Source organism: Pseudoalteromonas sp. SG43-4, assembly GCF_014164325.1.
Lineage (GTDB): Bacteria > Pseudomonadota > Gammaproteobacteria > Enterobacterales > Alteromonadaceae > Pseudoalteromonas > Pseudoalteromonas distincta.
Genome location: NZ_JACJFB010000008.1, coordinates 161,034 through 177,237 on the forward strand (window position 1 = coordinate 161,034; position 16,204 = coordinate 177,237).

Here is a 16,204-nt window from a genome sequence, read left to right on the forward strand (position 1 = left end):
GATAGTAGGTAGAATTATGCGCTGACGCTGCTTAAATAATAAAAACTTTAACGATACAACTAAATATAAAAAAGGAATTTGCATGATAAAACCACTTTGCTATTCACTCATCACTTTACTTACCCCCATAAGCGTTATAGCTCAAACAATGGCAATAAAAACAACGGATGAATTAGTATCAACCGATTCAGAGATTTTATTTGCATATAATAAAGAATTAAAACAATTAGAAGCCATCAATTTACTTACATCACTTAGTAGTGAACTTGCTTTACCAAAAAACGCCATCGGGTTTGATGTGGCAACACTTGCTAACATCACCGATAAACAAGCACTCGTACTAACAAGTGATGGCGTATATAAAGCCCAAGCAGGTAAACCAACATTGTTGTTTAATTATGAGTCGGTTCTTAATCAATTAAAAATAGATAAATTTGAAAAAGTAGACTTTGTTTTCGATGCTAACAACGATGGTCTAAGCGATATTTTCATTCCTGGGTTAGCAAGCAGTACTTTATACATTCAAAATAAAGATGGCAGCTTTAAACCTAACCAATTTAAGCAAATACCTAAATATGAAGGCCGCTTTTCAGGAAAAGGGCTTTCTTTAGAAGTTAATATTAACAATAAACCTGTGGTTATCGATTTTAACCACGACGGATTAAACGACCTGGTTTTTTCAAATGACTTTGGAGCAGATGTACTCCTTGCTAATTCAGAGGGCTTTGAGCAAAAGCTCACCTCAATTGATTTTAACATTGAGCTAGGCGAGCTAAGCAATGGCGAGACTCGCAAAATAAAGCAAATTATTGATATTAATAACGACGGATTTCTAGATTTTACAACCAGACAGTTTAAGCCTACACAAGGTATGGACTCGCTAGATATAAAAATAGCACATACTTTGTACCTAGGGAGTGCTAAAGGTTTTACTAATACGCCCATTACCTTATTTGAAACACAGGGCCCTAGTGAGTTATTGCTCAAAACTGACTTTAATAATGATGGCTTAATTGATTTACAAAAAATGGACTTAGATATTGGCTTAGGTACTATCGCCTCTATGGCATTAGGCGGTGGCAGTACTGATGTAGATGTAGAAATGAATCTTTATAAGCAGCAACCCGACGGCTCATTTGCCAATAAATCGAGTATTGAACTTGATTTAGAAATGGAAGTGGGGATGAATGGCGATGAATCAGAACCGGCTCTCTATTTAGGTGACATTAACGGCGATAGCTATATTGATGCGGTATACAAATACAGTAAAAAAACGCTGTATATTTATTATGGAGAGCAAGACTCACTGCTAAATGATAAACGCAAAAAATTAAAGCTAACGCTGCCTAAAAATAATAAAGATATTCTTCTGATAGATATAAACCAAGACGGTAAAAAAGATTTTGTATTTAAATTTACCGAAGAAGATGGCACCAGTAAAATAGAAACACGATTAAATTAAGCCAATAAAAAAGCCCAACAGAATTAACCGTTGGGCTTTGGACTTAAGACTTTCGAGTAACAGTCAGCTTTACTCTAAGTAATAACACCTAAGCAGTTACATTTAGCAGTGAATCGCCTTCACTTAAACCAAACTTCTCTTGCACTGATGCAAGGATTGATTCTTTATCTTCATCAGACAACTGGTTTGAATACTCAGTTAAGAGCTCATCTAAGTAGCTCACTACCTCGTCTGTATCGACTGATTCTAATGAGTTTTGTGGCGGTGGCGGCGGTCTTTGACCTTCTGCTCTTCCTGCATCACCAATGCTTTTAGCATCAAACTCGAGTTCGCCCATTAAATCAGCAAGCTCTTTTGTTGGTTCAATACCTTGTTCTTTAAATGCAGCTTGAATACTTTGCGCATCGTCGCTAGTTAAGTTTTCTGCATCAAACTGTGCAAGCGTTTCTTTAACAAAATCACTTTGCTCTGTTGTTAATTTTGCAGCTTGACTACTTTGTTGCGGCACAAAACTCACAGAGCTGCTGCCAATATTATTAATCATTTTAGTATCCTTTCAACGTTCACGACGAGGTGGTTTATGATCGCTAAGCTCTTGTTCAGTAATTTCGCCATTACCATCGGCATCTATAGAATCAAAAATTGTTTGTGCATCACCGTGCGGCGGTTTTTTAGCACTAAACTCTTCAAAGCTAATTACGCCATCACCATCAGTATCAATAGTTGAAAAGTCAGGTTTTTCAGGAGGATTGTCACCGCCTCGAGCAGCTACATTAGCTGAAAAAGCAATAGATAATATTGCCACAGTGGCAAGAGTTGAAAAATGCTTCATAGTAATAACCTCGTATTTAAGAATTAAACTAAGCTTACGCTTTAAAAACGCAAACAATGTGCAAATAATGAGGAAGTAATAAATTATTTTTAATAAAAACTGATGATTCAAAAAAAGTTCTGGTTGATTGCTTTGCAATCAATATATAAGCTAATAAAATAATACGATTAATTACTCTCTGGCAGTAGTGTTACTGCCCTTAATTCTCAAAGCTGATATACTGCTTGAGCCAATTAAACAAACAAATACAGAGCACTTTCATAAATAATGATTAATAACCAACCCTACTTAGCAGGCAATCTGTGAAAATACCTAAACGCCTACAACCTCTTGTTGATGATGGCCTTATTGACGAAGTAATAAGCCGACTAATGAGCGGTAAAGAAGCCGATGTATTTATTGTGCGTTGTGGTGAACATATTCGCTGTGCGAAAGTGTATAAAGATGCGGTTAAACGTAGTTTTAAAAAAGCGGCACAATATCAAGAAGGCCGAAAAGTACGTGGTGGACGCCAAGCGCGTGCAATGGGTAAACGCTCTAGCTATGGCCGCCAATTAGAAGAAGAAATTTGGCAAAATGCCGAAGTTGATGCGTTATCTCGTTTAGCTAGCGTGGGTGTACGCGTTCCTGATACTTACTTTTGTATTGATGGCGTGCTGCTTATGGAGCTCGTCTCTGATGAAGATGGTAACGTAGCCCCTCAACTAGGACATGTCGTTTTTAGTGAAGAGCAAGCGATTGAGCAGTATAAACTCATGATACATTACATTAAGCTTATGCTTTGCGCTGGTATAATACACGGTGATTTATCTGAGTTTAATGTACTTGTAGATAATAACGGCCCTGTAATTATAGATTTACCGCAAGCCGTTAACGCTTCAGCTAATAACAGTGCACAAGCTATGTTTGCACGCGATGTAAATAACATACGCCGCTACTATGGTGAATTTGCGCCAAGCATACTAAAAACTCAATACGCTAAAGAAATGTGGGCACTATTTGAAGAGGCCAATTTAACGCCTAATTCAACGCTTACAGGTGAATTTGAAGACAGCGACGAACTTGCTGATGTAGATTCTATTCTTGATGAAATTCAAGCTGCCGAATACGAAGAGTTTGACCGTTTAGAGCGAATTAAAAATGCTGACGACGATGAGTAACTCATCGTCATAGCTCATTCCACCTTACTGTGGATGCACAAACCGGTAGCCAACCCCATAAACAGACTGGATAACACTTTCAGTTTGTGTCACTTCATCTAGTTTTTTACGCAACTTTTTAATATGGCTATCAATAGTACGGTGGCTCACAATACGCTGATCGGCGTACATAGTGTCCATTAAGCTATCGCGCGAATAAATACGATTTGGGTTGTTAAACAAAGGTTTAAATAGTTGAAATTCAAAGTTCGTCAATTCTATACTGTTTGATTTAAATTTTACGCTGTAGCTGCTTTCGTCAAGCTTCATTGTTGACTCTGTAACGTCACTTGCGTTATTTAATCGCCTTAAAATAGCTTTTACACGTGCCACCAGCTCAGCATAACTAAACGGCTTACAAATATAATCATCTGCACCTAATTCCAGCCCAAGCAGCCTATCTATTTCTTCTACTTTTGCCGATACCATAATAATAGGCACGTTTGAAAAGCGCCTGATTGCTTTACACAGTTCAATACCACTTTGACCTGGTAACATTATGTCTAGCAAGATTACACTCGGCCTGTTAATTTCAAGCCAAGGTAATACTTCATTCCCGTGATGTATTTGATGAGTAATAAAGTGATGGCTGCTTAAAAAGTCACTCATTAAGTTAGCTAGCTTTACTTCATCTTCCACAATTAGTATTTGTTCACTCATAGGCATCTCTTTAAGTAACCTTAACTTTATTTTATAAGCTAAATAGTTGGCAATCTAATAATAATAGCAAGGCCGCCTAAGCTGGCTTTTTCTGCAGCTATTTCACCTTTATGACCTTTAACTATATGCTGGCAAATAGATAAACCTAAGCCAGAACCGCCCTCTTGGCGATTACGCGAACTATCTACTCGGTATAAATATTCAAATAAATGCGATAAATGCGATTGCTCTACACCGACACCATTATCTTCGATTATAAGCTCTAAATAAGTTTGCCCTTTAATGCTTATATTATTAGCCGTTAAAGAAATAGTTGTACATTGTGCATAGTGTACTGCGTTCATTAAAATATTATCGAGTAGCTGCAAAAGGCGTGTTTTATCTGCTTGTACAGTTATGTGTTTAGCGCTATTTAGCAGGTATATTTTTATATTATGTTGTTCAAGCACAACCTGATATTTTTGCTCAATAGTATTTAATAATAACGCCATATCAGTAGGTTGCATAGTGTAGTGCATACCTCCTAACTCTGCGCTATTGAGCATATGCAAGTCGTCTATTAAGCGTTTTAAATGCAAAGCTTCATCGTTAGCCGAACTTATATTTTTTGCGTTCGGTTCTCGTATACCAAGTAACATAGCTTCAAGTTCACCGAGTAAAATACTCATTGGCGTCCTAAGCTCATGAGAAATATTAGCAAGCCAACGCTTACGTACTTGCTCATCTTTAGCGAGTGTAAATGCAAGCGTATTAAAATCTTCGCTCAACTGTCCTAGCTCGTCTTTTCGCTCAAGTTTGAGTTTGGTCTCGTAATTACCTTGCGTTAAGCGATGCATACCGTTAGCAATTTGCTTTACAGGGCTTACTAGGTGACGAGACAATAAAAAAGTAACCATTAATGTTAGCAATACCGCAGCTAAAGCAATAAACCATAAGTAGTTAGTTTGCTGCTGTAAAAAATCAAGCTCATAGCCATCAACCAAGCTATCTCTTTTAGAAACTGCTAAGTAACCCACTATTTTATCGTTAACAATAATTGGGGTTGTTATATATTTTAAATCGCTGAGGTATCTACCCACTACTCGCTGTTTATTTTCGTCAAGCAAAGCGTAGTGAGCAATATTTTCTGGCGGTGGGCGGCGATCTTCCTCTAAACGAATATGATCTGGCGGCGGTGGTCGCATCATTCGCCCACGCGGACCTGGGCCTTCTTGTGGCCTAGGCAAAAACTGGCTATTTTCTAATTGCGATTCAACACGTTTTCTAAAGCTTTCGCCATTGCCGACAACATGCTCCCATGAGGGTGTTTGTTCGTATTGCTTTGCAAATTGCACAACAAGTGGTTCAAGCGCTTTCACCTCTTTTGCATTAACAAAATCAATTACGCCTTGCCCTATGCTCCACTGTATAAGAACCACAAGCCCTGCAATAACACTAAAGGTAAAACTAAATAGTATTAAAAAAAGTTTATTATGAATTTTCATTAATGCGTGTTTTCAACCTTGCTAGGAAAGCTCTCAAATCGGTATGTTATAAACTCTTTGGTTTGGTCGTTAACATACAGCGTAGCAACTATTTTTTTACCTTGAGCGGTCCAATACATATGACCATGATTATTTAAAGTAACCGATACGGTATTTATACCAGTTTTAAATAAGTTAGCAGGTAAATGCAACGCTTGTCCGTAAATTCGCTGTATTTTAACCCCATTAATGTATAAATGAGCATGACCTTGTAAAAAACCGGTGTCTTGGTTTGTTGTCACGCCCATCATTTGTTGCATGTTCATCGTGCCCTCTGGCGGCACAGACAAATCATAACGCTGTGTATCTAAAATTAAGTTATAACCCGACATACTATCTTTTAATAACTTAAGGCTTAATGCCGGGATTGGCGTGTCATTTGGCACAGCTATAGGCATATGGCTATGATCCATCATTTCCTGCTGCGCAAAGAGCTTGAAGCTCAATAGCGCAGCAGTTGTTAGGATCAATGCGTATTTAAAATAACGCATAGTTACTCCTTACATTCCCGGTGGTGGACCCATTGTTTCGCCAGTATCACAGCGACCAATTGAATTAGCGGCTAATTGACCTTTAAAACGAGGCCCTATTTGATAAGGAAAAGAAGGCTGTAATTTACCATCACTGTCTAACGTTAGTGTTATATGGTAGTGATAACCCTTACCATCATTAGTATCGTGGCCGTTATGCTCATCTAATTGAGCACCGGTTACTGTTTTTTGCGCGTAGTAATAATCTTCAAAGTAATAACCATCGTCGGCATTTAATGTATTACCAGAGAGCGTCGTTACTTGTGCACCTATAGCAGGACCTGCATCACTTGTTTGTGTACCTTGGCTAACATCGTATTGATCAACTAAGGTACAGCTTCGCTCACCCTCAGTACCACAACCCCCTTCACTTGTAGGTGCACCGTAATCTCGCATTTCCCAGCCACTTAATGCTAGTTGTCCGTTACTTTCATAAGGACCATAAAGCGGATAGCCATCAGCTGCAAACCCATAGATAGGTGAATGCGCATCGCCATCATCTTCAAGTAAATCAGCTAAGCAACTAGTATAAAAATGGTGATGATATTCACCGTTAGCAGCATGTCCGCCACACACATCAACATCATATTGCTCAGCAATGGGCGCTAATGTATACCAAATATTATTTCCGTAGCTCATACCATCGCCCCAGTTAAATATACTGGTGCCATTAACCATTAAGCCAACTGTACCTAAACCTGTTTCGCAAGTTTCAGCGTCAGATAAATCGGTAGGTGTTAGCGGAAAATATGCTTCAACCGCTTGTTCTGTTGGGCAACCCGGTCCTGGAGGCCAATAACCTGCACCGCCTGTGTCATCACAGTTTTCAGTGCTGCTGTTATAGCCAATATCTTCACCAAAGGAAATGGTTTGCCCTACTGCTGCAGAAGTTACACCGTTATAAAAATCGGTAGCTGCACGCGGGCGGTTATTTAACGCGTCTACTTGGTCTTGTGTAAGCGTTACATCATATTTAGGAATGTCAGTAGTTTGCACATACATGTATTCAACGTCAGCATCTTCCTCAGTAACGCTAACGACCTCAACTGATTGAACATCTTCAACCACTGCACCATTATTTTGTATGTATGTAGAAGTTGTATCGTTGTTAATTAACCAGCTGGTAAGTTTTGCACTATTATCAACTGTATCTGAGTCTGATGAAGCAATAACATTAACTATAACTGTATCTACAACGACATCGTTTGTGCCATCATCTGCACTAATTTCAAATACAAGTGCTTCATCGGTTAAAACTTCAGGTGCAACAAACTCTGTAGACGTTGCAGTACTTGAAGATAAACTAACGGTAGTGCCTGATGTTTGTGACCAACTAACCGATACTTCACCGTCATCTTCAACCATTGAACTTAAATAAACGGTATCGCCCGCATTAACAGTTTGGTCAATACCAGCATCAACCGTTGGAGCACTATTACTGACTGTATCGCCGTCTGTTGCAGTACTTGTTGAATCGCTATTACATGCGCTTAAAGCGATACAAAGCGCACTTAACGCAAATAACTTAGTTGCATTAGCGGCTTTTGTTTTAAGAAGTGTTTTCAATGCTTGAACCTTTACTTTAACGTTTAATAAAACAAAGTTAACAAGTAAAAGTGCAAACAATGTGCACAAACAAAGGAAGATTGTGATCAAAAAAGACAACCTAAGTTGTCTTTTTGCTATTTAACTGGAGTCTGGCTATTTATTTTTTTCAAATGTTTATCAAAAAAGTCTAAAAATGCCTGAAGAGTTTTAACTCTGTGTTCTTGATAAGATAAGTAATGATCGCCATCCTCAAGCTCAATATAAGTAACATCTTTTGCTTCATCATCAAGTTCATCCTGCATTTCTCTACTATGATAAACAGGTACCACACTGTCGTCAGTTCCATGTACAAGCAATATTGGTCTTGTTATTTTTTTAGCAAAATTCACTGGAGAATTAGCTTCTAGTAAATCATCATCAGTTCCAAACTGCTTTCTAACGATATTTTTGTTTGTAAAGTGTCGTGCTTTACTCACTAAATACTGTAAATCACTTACCCCAGCAAAACTAGCTGCACATTTAAACGTTTCTGGGTGCTTAATTACAGCCATTAACGCTGCATAGCCACCATAGCTAGCACCACCAATACAAATGCTATCTGCTTGTGCTATTCCTTGGTCAATTAACCAGTTTGCACCGTCTTGCAAGTCATCTTGCATAGCCAAACCAAAACCTTGAATTGACTGCATTAAAAAGTCGTGCCCATAGCCACTCGAACCACGGAAATTAGGCTGTAAAACAGCATATCCGTTATAGGCTAATAAAGCTGTCCAGTAATCAAAATTAGCATAATCCCTTGCCATGGGGCCGCCATGTGGAAATATAATTGTTGGTAACTTATCACCTTCTTTATATTCTACTGGTAGAGTTAGATAGCCTTCTATTTTCAAGCCATCTCTTGCCTTGTAGCTAATGCGCTTTTTGCCTCTGTATACAGAGGCATCTATTTGCGGATAAACATCAGCAATTGCACTCACCTGCTTTTTTACTCTATCCCCAAATAAATAACTACCAGACGTTTTGTCTGAGCTGATATAGAGTATATATTTTTGCTGATCTTTACTGGTACTTACAATGTCTAATTTATATTCATCTTTAGGGAGTGATACGCGCAAAGAACGATGTAATTTATCTAAGTCTTTATCCCAATATTTAATACCATCATCTAAATGTGAATCAGTAAAGCCTGCAACTTCGCCAGTTTGTTGTGAATAAAAAATAGACCCATCAAAATCATATTTACTATTACTGTAAATTAGCTCGCGAGCTTTAGTCGTTAAATTGAGTTTAAATAATGCATCGCGCCCTTCATGTAACGCAGTGATGTATAAAAAATTAGAGTCTTTATCAAACCCTAATATAGAAATACTTTGCTTACTAAAAACCTCATAATCAAATAAAGTTTCCCACGACTGTTTATTCTCATCAAAATAATCGTAAGTAAATTGCGTATCGTCCATTTTTTTTGCAATACGAACTTTACCTTGCCTGTCGGCAAACCAAGTAACTACATTACTGCGTGGTCTTTGTATTTGTGTCTTACGTAATGTGGTTAAATCTAACTCATAAACTGCTGGGGTATTTGCTATTTTAAAATCCCCTTGAACTAAAATTTTATTTTCTTTTTCAGGTAAAAAACTAACAATTCGGTCTGAATATTGTGGCTGGATTTCATCTCTTACTGTGTTGGCTTTAAAAGCTAATTTAAGACCTTTATCATTTTTAAAGTTATACGCATACATAAGCGTTGATGTATATTTAACTCCGCCAAACTGATATTTTATATAGCGAGCACCAAGTAACAGTACGTCATCATTTGCCCAGTTATACCAATCAAAAAACACTGTATGGTTATTTGAGTTTATAATTGGTGTTGTAACCCCCGTCTCCAAGTTTTTAACCATTAAGATTAAAGTCCCTTGGTGGTTTCTTATAAAAGCGAGGTTCTTACCATTGGGAGATAGCTTCACTTGGCTAAAATCTTTTAAGCCTGCAAAAACTTCTATAGGTAGTTTTTTATCTTGTGTGGCAAAAGAGCCAAAACTTTGCAAAGCAATTAACAAAGTGAAAATGAACTTAAACATTCGTAAATCCTTTTATTATTGTACTCCTAAGTAAACGATTATTTCACAACTGTGGCCTTTTAAGCAAAAACTTATCTTTGGTTGTACTAAAGTAATCGCCGCCCATTTTGCCCACTGCATTTAATAATTCAGGGTCAATATAGCCACCACTCATCACTTCATCGTCTATACAAATACCCACTACATCCAGCAACATCATTTTTCCGCCGCCAGGCTCATTTGAAATACTAATAACTTCGCGTAATTTACATTCAAACCGTACTTTTGAATCGGCAACGCTTGGTGCATTTACTAACTTACTTGGAGCTTGGGCAATGTTAGCTGCATCAAATTCGCTTATATCACTAGGATAATTTGCACAACTTTGATTCATTTTTTCAACTAGCTCTTGGCTGACAATATTAACCACACATTCTTTAGTTGCCATTAGATTACTGAGCGTATCTTTATTCGTTTTATCACTAGGGTTTACTTGCGTAACACTTAAAACAGCTGGCTTGCAACTAGCCACAGTAAAAAATGAATAAGGCGCAATATTTGCAATACCTTCGCTATTTAATGTACTTATCCATGCGATAGGCCGTGGGCTGATACCGCCTACTAAGTAAGAGTAAACATTTTGGTTGGTATTTTCGGTGAGATCTAAAAACATATTTTTTCAACTAAATAAGAATATCAACATGCCTAATATCTTAATCCGATGAAGGTTGGGGTTAAAGAAGATTTACAAATGAGAAAAGTTAAAAAGTAAAACCGAGCCTTCAGGCTCGGTTTTCAATCCATTTAGCAAGGCGCTACATTATTGAATACTCTGACTTTTGTTTTTAAATCAAATGCAGCATAAGCTGCAACAATAATAAAACACCCCGCAGGCACAACATAAGAAAACGCGACACTGTATGTATCAATAAACACAGCTTGGAATACAGGAACTATCGCTCCACCTAAAATAGCCATTACTAAACCAGCAGCACCTAGTTTTGCATCATCGCCTAACCCATGTAGTGAAATCGCGTAAATAGTTGGAAACATTAACGACAAGCAAGCCGATATACTTACCAGCGCCCATACGCCACTTATATTTGGCATTTTCACCATATAAAAACACAGCAGCATTGCAATAATAGAGGTTGCCATTAACAGTTTGGCAGGACGAATAAATCCCATAAGCCAGGTCATTACAAATCGAGAAACTAAAAAGGTGATCATACTGTATTGTAAAATACTTCCCCCGGTAACTTCATTTGTATCGAGTGCCTCCATTACGTACTGGATGGTAAATGTCCATACACAAGTTTGCGCCGCAACATTAAAAAACTGGGCGATAACACCAAAGCGGTAATGGGTATTTTTAAACAAACGCTTAAACGTTGCACTAAATTCTACATGCTTAGAGACTTTTTTTTGCTTACAAAAATTAGGTGTTTTAGTAAACGCAATTGCCAACCAAATAAAAACCAACACACAAGCCATACCAACATAAGGCACCATAACTGCATCAAGTTCTGCGCTTATAATGCTAGTTAATTGCTCACTATTCATATTTGTGCGCTCACCAGAGGTTGCGGTATTGAGCTTTGGTAAAATAAGGGTGGCGGCTAAAAAAACACCAATGTTAGTACCGACAGGGTTAAATGATTGCGCCAAATTCAACCTGCGAGTTGCACCTTGTTGGGTGCCCATTCCCATTACATAAGGGTTTGCTGATGTCTCTAAAATAGATAAGCCTCCAGCTAACACAAACAAAGCCACTAAAAAAAAACCATAAGTCATTGCTTGGCTGGCGGGATAAAACAAAAATGCTCCGATTGCAGCCATCCCTAAACCGGTTAACACACCTGTTTTATACGAAAAGCGTTTATTGATATATGCCGCCGGAATAGCTAGGCAAAAGTAAGCTCCATAGTAGCTAAATTGTACCAATGCAGACTGCACTGACGACATAGTAAAAATTTTACTAAACACTTTTACTAGCGGATCAGTCATGTTTGCCGCAGCTCCCCATGCAGCAAAGCACAGAACAAGTAAAATAAAGGGAACCACCATCTCCTTGGAGACAAGAGGTGTTTGTGTGTGTGTGTGTGTGGTCATTGCCGTGTCTCAGTTGTTAATGTTAAGTAAAGCATTTAACCAGTTAAATATCATTCCGTCAATAAATCAACTATAGTTATTTATTGACCTCCTGTGACTTATTTATACTCTGTCGTAAATTTAATAATAAGAAATGAACCTGGCAATAAAGCTAATATAGTCGCCAATTACACACACTCGGTGTACAATTAATCAGGTTATTCAAGATAATAACAACTAGGTAGGAATAATTATCAAATCTAAAAACCCTCGACTCTCTTTACAAGAAGGCCGAAGCCAATCTGGCCTGCGTGCTCATAATGAACGCCGAATTATGTCATTAATTCGCCAACACGGTAGTGCTCCAAAAGCTGAAATTGCACAAAAAACAGGGCTTTCAGCACAGGCCGTCACAGTAATTATCAATAGTTTAGAAGCCGAATCGTTATTAATACGGAAAGACCCTCAGCGTGGTAAGGTTGGCCAACCAACCATCCCATTTGCGTTAAATCCAGATGGTGCATTTGGAATTGGCTTAAAAGTAGGTCGTCGCAGTTTTGATTTAACCTTGATTGACTTAGTAGGAAATATACGCGCAACTTTGCACGAAAACTGCGCTTACCCCACAGTACAGAGCTTGCTAACCTTTTTAGAGAAAGGGATCAGCGTACTTAAAATGAGCTTAAGTGACGAATTAGCCAAGCGTATCTTAGGTGTGGGTGTTGCAACCCCTTACGAAATTTGGAACTGGACAGAAGAAGCCGGCGCTCCAAAAACAGTATTGAATGAATGGAAGTCTTTTGATTTTAAAGAAAAAATAAATCAAATTGTACATCTTCCCGTGTATGTATGTAATGATGATACCGCTGCTTGTTCAGCTGAATTAAGCTTTGGTAATCCTGCTCGTTTTAGCGATTTTTTATATATTTTTATTGGTACTTTTATTGGTGGTGGAGTTGTTATAAACGAAACCTTATTTACTGGTAAAAAAGGTAATGCCGGCGCTATAGGTTCATTACCTAGGCCTATGCTTAATAGTGAAGGACAACTAACCTCCCAACAACTTATTATGCAATCATCACTGTATATTCTCGAAAAAATGCTCAAAGGTGATGGCTACAATACTGACATACTATGGAGTTCAAAAGAGTATTGGGGAGACTTAGGCCCCGTACTCGATAAGTGGATAGACCAAGTTGCAGATGGCCTCGCCTACGCGGCATTGTGTTCTTTAGCTATTTTTGATTTTGAGGCAATTGTCATTGATGGCGCCATTCCTATCAATGTCAGAGAAAAAATAGTTTTGGCAACAAAGTTAAAATTGAGCCAGGCTGATCATCGCGGTATTAATCGCTGTGAAGTACAAAGTGGCTCTATTGGCGCCAAGGCTCAATCAGTAGGCTGCGCTAACCTTCCGTTACTTATCAACTTTTCTCAAGATCACGCAAGCCTTTCACACCACTAATATACTTTAAAGTTAAAAAGCAGCCATCGGTAACGTTGGCTGCTTATTTATTTTTTATCAGAGGTAAAAAATTCACTTAAACAATCAAAAAGCTGTACAAAAAATAATAAGTAATAATAGTTGATTTATTATTTTAAGTTCTCTACATTCTATTTACAAATTTGATAACACTGACATGTTTGATTAATAAAACCGCAAATTTGTATACACACACAACAAAGAGAGAACAGAAAAATGAAAGTATCAGCAAAAATGACTCTAATTGCAGTCGCTGTAGGTCTATCCATATCCCCTAGCGTCTTGTCACAAGAGCAACAAGAAGCAAAAAGTGATTTAGGGTTTGAGCGCATCATTGTAACGGGAACATCTCGGCCAAAAGAGAAAATCGAATCAACTAATGCAATAACTACCTTTAACGAAGCAAAGTTAGAGCAATTGGCTCCGCACAGTGTTGCTGAATTAGTGCGAAGTATTCCTGGTTTTCATGCCGAAGACACCGGTGGAGAAACCGGTAACAACGTAGCCCCACGAGGCTTTCCGTTATCAACGCAAACAGAGTTTACAGCACTACTTCGTGATGGTATGACCGTGTTTTATAATCAAGATATTTTATTTACTCAAAATGATCGCTTTACCCGTTTGTCTAATTTTGTGGGCAGCGTTGAAGCTATTCGTGGTGGTGCCTCGTCAATTTTTGTTGGTAGCGCGCCAGCTGGGTTTATTAATTTTATTTCTCGTGAAGGCTCCGATGATACCCAAGGTGATGTGTTTTTTGAAACCAACAGCAACAACCGCCTAGGTGGACAAGGTTGGGTTAGCGGATCAATAGACGATCAGACAACCTATGCTGTTGGCGCTTGGTATCGCAAGGATGACTCCGCACGCGATCCGGGGTATACAGCTAACCAAGGTGGTGAGCTTAATGGCAATATTAAGCACTTTTTTAAAGATGGCAGCGGCTTTACCCGCTTTGAGTTTAATAAACAAAACGATAGATCATTCTTTTTTATTCCTCAGCCATTAATAGGCTCAACCACCAATGCTAAAACAATCCCAGGCGGGATGGATATCAGAGATGGCACCACCGGTAACTCAGCAGGTGCGCGTTTATTAACTCTTAATAACACCCCAAGCGGCGACATTGATTTGGATATTGCAGATGGTAACTACGCTAATGTGACCTACTTTGGCAATACAACCGAAATTGAAATCAACGAAAACTTAGTCTTTTCAAATCAAATGCGTTATACCGATATGCTAACAACCTTTACCGGCATCATTAACGTAGGTAACGCCGAATCGTTAGCTAGTAAAGCACAAGCTATATATGCTGCAAATACTGATGTCCTTGCAGGTGCCATGGTTGATGGTAACCTAAGTTACGATATACGCGATGCAGGAAACGGCTTTGTATTGGCTGATTCAAGCAACGTAAATACCTACAACACCAATGGATACGGAATAAACGCAGGCTTTTGGCATAGACGTTTTGAAGGCGATAACTTTCAAAACGAAACCAGATTCAACTACACCTTTGATGATGTAGGCGAAGGGACTCTTTATGCTAATTTTGGCTTATTCTTCTCTAATATTAATGGCCATGTTACCGACTATCGAATTAATACACTGCAATCAGTAGAGCCCCTGCCGCAGCGCTTAGATGTTGTATTTACAGATGCACAAGGTCTTGACATTGCCAGCGGTACTTACAAAGGTATTCAGGCTGGATCACATGGTTTTGCCGATATTGTTTATAGTGAAAATACCCTTGCGCCCTTTGCTGACTTTGAATACGAGCTTGAAGATGTGTCGTTTAATCTGGGCCTAAGGTACGAAACCCTCAAAGCAGATGGGGAAGCGCAAAACCAAGCTAATTACACAATTGACAGTTTTGCCAGCGATACTGATACCGTCAATGGGAATATTACCCTGCCCTTTGGTGATGGGACTTACCGAAACTTTGATGTTGAATACAACGAAATGGCATGGACAATTGCAGCTAACTACAAATTTAACGACGACTTAGCGGTATTCACTCGATATGCAGATGGTTTTCGTATGCCTGATGTAGATAAATACATGGCGATTACCAACCTAACTAGTCAAGAGGAAATTAATCAATTTAATAACTCTGAGAGACGTGAAACACAACCAGCTTCAACGGTAATGGCCGAGGTGGGCATTAAATATAACGAAGGTGATGTCGCAGCATTTGTAACCGGTTACTTCGCCGCTGCGGATGATTTATTCTTTAATGTACCTACTGTTGAAAATGGTCAAGTAGTGCAACGTCAAGCCTTTAGAAACACAGAAACCTTAGGTGTAGAAGCCGAATTTAACCTGCAAATCACCCAAGACTGGCGCATTGGTGTATCTGCAACGTACCAATCACCCGAATTTGTAAACACACCAGCGGCGCAATACTTGGATGCTAATGGAAGCTCTGCCTCTATTGATATAAACGGCAACTTACCTGTACGTGTGCCTAAGCACTTTGGCCAATTAACTAGTAGCTATCAGTTTGAAGATTTTTCGTGGGGTATGGCAGCTATTCATGGTAGCTACTCTTGGAGCGGTAAACGTTATGCCGACGACGCCAACACAGCAGAACTGCCTATGTATGGCATGTTAAACCTTGGTTTATCCCTTGAAAACGAAGACGGTTATTACCTTCGTGCCGATGTTAAAAACCTAAATAACTCAGAAGGCTTATCAGAGGGGGATCCTCGCGCAGGTGAAACGGTAGCAGGTCAAGCAACTACATTTAATGCGCGCGTTGTCTTACCTCGTACCTTTAGCCTTACTATTGGTAAGCGTTTTTAATTTTACTC

General features: G+C 38.7%; 13 protein-coding genes. 4 read left to right on the forward strand and 9 right to left on the reverse strand.

What is annotated here, in order from left to right:
• Positions 1-82: 82 nt before the first annotated feature.
• Positions 83-1,462: a VCBS repeat-containing protein gene (locus H5160_RS10215; RefSeq protein WP_182737379.1), complete on the forward strand. Its 1,380-nt coding sequence runs from the start codon at positions 83-85 to the stop codon at positions 1,460-1,462.
• A gap of 88 nt (positions 1,463-1,550) precedes the next feature.
• Here the strand turns inward: H5160_RS10215 and H5160_RS10220 are convergent, their stop codons facing one another.
• The gene (locus H5160_RS10220; RefSeq protein ID WP_024603529.1) at positions 1,551-2,006 is read right to left on the reverse strand and encodes a hypothetical protein; all 456 of its coding nucleotides are present in this window, start codon (positions 2,004-2,006) and stop codon (positions 1,551-1,553) included.
• A gap of 12 nt (positions 2,007-2,018) precedes the next feature.
• Positions 2,019-2,294 (reverse strand): EF-hand domain-containing protein, encoded by a 276-nt coding sequence (locus H5160_RS10225; RefSeq protein ID WP_182196862.1) that lies wholly within the window; start codon positions 2,292-2,294, stop codon positions 2,019-2,021.
• Positions 2,295-2,596: 302 nt separating this feature from the next.
• Here H5160_RS10225 and H5160_RS10230 point away from each other — a divergent pair, with 302 nt between their 5' ends.
• On the forward strand, positions 2,597-3,454 hold the full coding sequence (locus tag H5160_RS10230) for a PA4780 family RIO1-like protein kinase (RefSeq protein WP_182196864.1): 858 nt from the start codon (positions 2,597-2,599) through the stop codon (positions 3,452-3,454).
• 24 nt (positions 3,455-3,478) lie between these two features.
• On the opposite strand, the gene H5160_RS10235 is transcribed toward H5160_RS10230, so the two are convergent.
• The 7 genes from H5160_RS10235 to fucP all read right to left on the reverse strand — a co-directional run bounded on the left by H5160_RS10235 (position 3,479) and on the right by fucP (position 11,929).
• Entirely contained in the window at positions 3,479-4,153 is a 675-nt protein-coding gene (locus H5160_RS10235; protein WP_182695987.1) for a response regulator, read from the reverse strand.
• Between the two features lie 38 nt (positions 4,154-4,191).
• The gene (locus H5160_RS10240; protein ID WP_182737381.1) at positions 4,192-5,637 is read right to left on the reverse strand and encodes an ATP-binding protein; all 1,446 of its coding nucleotides are present in this window, start codon (positions 5,635-5,637) and stop codon (positions 4,192-4,194) included.
• Positions 5,637-6,167 (reverse strand): hypothetical protein, encoded by a 531-nt coding sequence (locus H5160_RS10245; RefSeq protein WP_024597033.1) that lies wholly within the window; start codon positions 6,165-6,167, stop codon positions 5,637-5,639. The genes H5160_RS10240 and H5160_RS10245 overlap by 1 nt, the downstream gene beginning before the upstream one ends.
• Positions 6,168-6,176: 9 nt before the next feature.
• Positions 6,177-7,832 (reverse strand): YHYH protein, encoded by a 1,656-nt coding sequence (locus H5160_RS10250; RefSeq protein ID WP_182733501.1) that lies wholly within the window; start codon positions 7,830-7,832, stop codon positions 6,177-6,179.
• A 56-nt stretch (positions 7,833-7,888) separates the two neighbouring features.
• Positions 7,889-9,838, reverse strand: coding sequence for a S9 family peptidase (locus tag H5160_RS10255; RefSeq protein ID WP_182737383.1), 1,950 nt, complete (start codon positions 9,836-9,838; stop codon positions 7,889-7,891).
• A 43-nt stretch (positions 9,839-9,881) separates the two neighbouring features.
• A complete protein-coding gene (locus tag H5160_RS10260; RefSeq protein ID WP_182712565.1) occupies positions 9,882-10,490 on the reverse strand; it encodes a flavin reductase family protein in 609 nt (202 codons plus the stop codon).
• Positions 10,491-10,621: 131 nt separating this feature from the next.
• Positions 10,622-11,929, reverse strand: a complete 1,308-nt coding sequence (fucP, locus tag H5160_RS10265) for an L-fucose:H+ symporter permease (RefSeq protein WP_029753314.1) — start codon at positions 11,927-11,929, stop codon at positions 10,622-10,624.
• A gap of 286 nt (positions 11,930-12,215) precedes the next feature.
• Here fucP and H5160_RS10270 point away from each other — a divergent pair, with 286 nt between their 5' ends.
• Positions 12,216-13,373, forward strand: coding sequence for an ROK family transcriptional regulator (locus H5160_RS10270; RefSeq protein ID WP_220486982.1), 1,158 nt, complete (start codon positions 12,216-12,218; stop codon positions 13,371-13,373).
• A gap of 234 nt (positions 13,374-13,607) precedes the next feature.
• Positions 13,608-16,196, forward strand: coding sequence for a TonB-dependent receptor (locus H5160_RS10275; RefSeq protein ID WP_024597027.1), 2,589 nt, complete (start codon positions 13,608-13,610; stop codon positions 16,194-16,196).
• The last annotated feature ends 8 nt before the right edge of the window (positions 16,197-16,204 follow it).